This window comes from Mycoplasma leonicaptivi ATCC 49890 (assembly GCF_000622205.1).
GTDB lineage: Bacteria > Bacillota_I > Bacilli_A > Mycoplasmatales > Metamycoplasmataceae > Mycoplasmopsis > Mycoplasmopsis leonicaptivi.
On the sequence record NZ_JHWE01000061.1, the window covers coordinates 1 to 3,405 of the forward strand.

Here is a 3,405-nt window from a genome sequence, read left to right on the forward strand (position 1 = left end):
CTTTTTACTATTACTATATTTTATCAGATGGGACAAAAAGTCACGAGCAAGCTCGAAACTTGCATCGTGACTTTTTAATTGACGCTTTAATCAAAAGTTCTGTTTCTGAAAATAATTTCGTAAAATTTAAAACAATTTTTTATAAAAAATATAAAATTTGAATACATTATTTATAAACATTAATTAAAAAGTTAAGCATTTTAAAAACAGAATCGATACTCTTTAATTTACACTCAAAAAATACTTAGTCTTAAACTAAGTATTTTTTATAATATCTTCTTTAAAAATTCTTATATATTCACCTAATTTAATATCTGGTAAAAGTAAGTTTCCAAATTGAATTCTTTTTAAATAATCAACTTTTAATCCAAACTTGGCAAACATTCTTTTGACTTGATGAAACTTACCTTCATAAATTGTTAATAATGCTTCATTATTCGATTTAATAACTAATTCAGAAGGTTTTGTTAAATGCTTTTCACCAATATCAATTCCTTTTGCAAAAATGTTAATTAGTTCATAATTGATTTTATTATCTGTTTTTACATAATAAATTTTTTTGATATGTTTTTTAGGGGATGTGACTAAATGTGTAAATTCACCATCATTAGTAATTATAAGTAAACCTTCTGTGTCTTTATCTAATCTACCAACAGTATGTAAATTCTTATATTTTAGGTCTTTTTCTAATAAAAGATCAAAAACTGTTTTATGCAAATTATCAATATTTGCACAAACATAGTCACTTGGTTTATTTAAAGCAAAGTATACAAACTTATCTTTTATAATAATTTGTTGATTATTTATTGTTACAATATCTTTTGTAATATCAATTAAACAAGAAGAAAAAATTATTTTGTTATTTACACTTATTTCTTTATTTCTGATCATTTTTTTAACTTGGGATCTTGTGTAAGAAGTATTGAATAAAATAAATTTTTCTATTTTTTGTTTCATAAAATAATTATATAAAAATTATCAAATAACTGCAATTTTGTCACTTTTTAAAATTATTAAAATAAGTTTTACAGTTAAAAATGTTTTTTTTATAAAAAACATAAATTAATCTAATTATTGTTTTAGTTGTATATTTAATAAAATTTTATTATCTTTAAAGTATAATTTTATCAAAGAAATAATGATAATTTATGTTAAAAATTAATCTATCTAAAAGTGACAAAATTGCAGTTATTTGCACTTCTATTTCAATTATATTATTATTAGGAGTTATATGGCATTAAGAGTAAATGGTGTATGTGAAATATGTTTAAAAGAGTGAGCATATTTGTTTGGTAAAACAAATAGTTTTGAAGAATTTGACTATTTTTTAAAAATGTATGAAACTAAACAAATTGATTTATTTAATAAAGATAATTTTTATAAAGTCTATCATCAAGATATGCTTGAAAATTTTGATATTTATCAAAAATCTGATGAAAATCAAAGAAAAGAAATCCTTGAAAAGAATTATGACAATATTATTAATTTCTTCTATCAAGAAGAAATTAATCTTATTAAAAAAAATATATTAAGAACACATAACATTGAAGTATTTACTGTTTTTAATATGTCTCTACCACCTCAAGAAAGAGAGTTTTTATATGTTCCACTTTTAGACTTAAGTTTTTTAGATGGTACAACATATTCAAGAAAATATGATGATAATACTCTTTATGCTAATTTTAAAAAAGACCATAGTTATTTAGGTTGTCCACGTTGTGAAGCAATGTCAGTTAAATATATTAATGAAGAATATCATCCTTAATAAATAATACACAGAAGTTTTTCTGTGTATTATTTACTTTAATTTATATCTTCTGTTTTTGTTTTGACCTATTGTTTCTAAATAATCATTTTTTACTAAAAATTGCAAAATTTGTCTAATTCTGGCTGGTTTGAGGTCTAAAACATCTATTAATTGGCTTGATTTAAAAATACCATTTATTTTTGCAAATTTTAAAATTTCTTGTTTTGGATTAATATCAATATTTTTATCGATATTATTTTCGATATTATCAATGTTTTTATAATTAAGGTTTTTTAAAGTTATATAAAAAGAACTGCTTGTCGAACTAAATATAGGCTTTAGTGAATCATCATAATTTGCTTGCATTTGGTATGTTTGTAAAATTTTCTTTAAGCCACTACCGCGGCGCTCCATTAAATTCATCCGAGCAAAAACATCAGCAATAATAGGATTTCTTCTTTTAGATGCAATTTTATAAGGATCTTGATTTTGAATCAATGAACCATCAACCATTCCTCCAGGAGAATAAATTTCAAGTCTGTCATCAAACATATCAATGTGTATTTCTGAACCAATTTGAGTATAATCTCTGTGGATAATAGCATTCACAAGAGCTTCTTTTACAGCTTTTTCTGGATAATCAGGATATTCAATTCGATATTCTTTTCCTTTTTTTCACATTATTTTTGAGTTATTTTTAATAAAATCTTGACCAGATTGCAATAAATATAACAAACTGCCTCTATATTCTTTGTCATCAATTGCTTCAATTCTTTCATGGGTTTTATCTAAACCATTTCACCTTGTGGCAAAAATTCGTGATTGTAATAATCAACCTTCATCTGCAAATAAAAGCCCTGCATTTGTTAAATAATTATTTGCATCTATTAAAGCAAATGATAATAAATCATTATCTTCAAATTCTCTTAATGTTGTATAAAAATAAACTGATTTTAGTTTAGAAAAAGAAACTTTGTCTAATTGTGTATTTGTATTTAATGTGTCAAATGTTTGATTAAAACCTTGCAATACTAAATTTTTTAGCTGTCAAGAATTGACTAATGCACTTTCATTACCAATTCTTGTATATGCTAATTTAGAACCTGAATCTATTAAATAATATGGTGTTTGTTGACCTTTATTCACATTTAAAATAATAAATTCTTTATTGTTTTCTTGAATAATATCCAAACTAAAATTAGGAACTGGTTCAAGTTTTGCTTTAATGATTTCACTAATGAATTCACAATCTTTTTTAGCATTTATTAAACCTACTAAATTATCATTATCATCGATACCAAAAATTAGCTTTCCACCATTTGTATTAGCAAAAGCAGAAATTGATTTTAATCAACTCTTTGGTCTTTTTATTTCTACTTGAATTTTTTTCTCACAATAAGTTGTTTCACCAATACAATTTAATAATCCCATTTCAACCTTTCTTCTGTTTAAATTATAACATTTAAAAATTTGTTATTTGATAATCATTTTGCGTTTAAGCACAAAATGCTAAAATTTTTAATTTTTTTAATGGATATATGAAAATATTACTTTAATTTTAAAAGTCATAAAATTATTATAAAATAATATGTTAAAGGCGGTTGTTATGAAAAAACATAAAATTTATAATTTAAACTTTCAGTAATTTATTATACTAA

Annotated in this window: 3 protein-coding genes; 1 reads left to right on the forward strand and 2 read right to left on the reverse strand. The window is 22.6% G+C overall.

Going from position 1 to position 3,405, the window contains the following annotated elements:
- Positions 1–255: 255 nt before the first annotated feature.
- On the reverse strand, positions 256–957 hold the full coding sequence (locus tag BU00_RS0103360; protein WP_027121474.1) for a pseudouridine synthase: 702 nt from the start codon (positions 955–957) through the stop codon (positions 256–258).
- 274 nt (positions 958–1,231) lie between these two features.
- On the opposite strand from BU00_RS0103360, the gene BU00_RS0103370 reads away from it, so the two are divergent.
- Entirely contained in the window at positions 1,232–1,765 is a 534-nt protein-coding gene (locus BU00_RS0103370) for a hypothetical protein (protein ID WP_027121475.1), read from the forward strand.
- A 33-nt stretch (positions 1,766–1,798) separates the two neighbouring features.
- On the opposite strand, the gene BU00_RS0103375 is transcribed toward BU00_RS0103370, so the two are convergent.
- Entirely contained in the window at positions 1,799–3,178 is a 1,380-nt protein-coding gene (locus BU00_RS0103375) for an ATP-binding protein (protein ID WP_027121476.1), read from the reverse strand.
- Positions 3,179–3,405: the final 227 nt, after the last annotated feature.